This is a genomic window from Staphylococcus pasteuri (assembly GCF_030547725.1).
Lineage (GTDB): Bacteria > Bacillota > Bacilli > Staphylococcales > Staphylococcaceae > Staphylococcus > Staphylococcus pasteuri.
The window spans coordinates 1-251 of record NZ_JAUOQO010000648.1; the positions used below are offsets into that span (position 1 = coordinate 1).

Here is a 251-nt window from a genome sequence, read left to right on the forward strand (position 1 = left end):
GTATTCAGCCGCCTCACGCAAAATGCGATAGGCCGTGGAACGATCAATAGGCCGATTCCCTCCTTGTCGGCTTCGAAAGGCATATTCGCCGTCTTTGAGCGTCTTGGCATATTCGATCAGCTCATTTCGTATGGCCGGCGGAATTCGGATCCTCTTTTCCTTCCTCGTCTTCTTCTCCCGCAGTTTCAAGTGTGTCTGTAACAAGTCCTCCTTCTTCAATTGCAGTAGGTCTGATATTCTCAGTCCTGTGT

1 protein-coding gene is annotated in these 251 nt (G+C 49.8%); it reads right to left on the reverse strand.

Features of this window, described 5'->3' with window-relative positions:
• Positions 1–243 (reverse strand): site-specific integrase (locus Q4528_RS15040; RefSeq protein ID WP_512701003.1); only part of this gene is annotated, 243 nt, incomplete at its 3' end.
• Between the last annotated feature and the right edge of the window lie 8 nt (positions 244–251).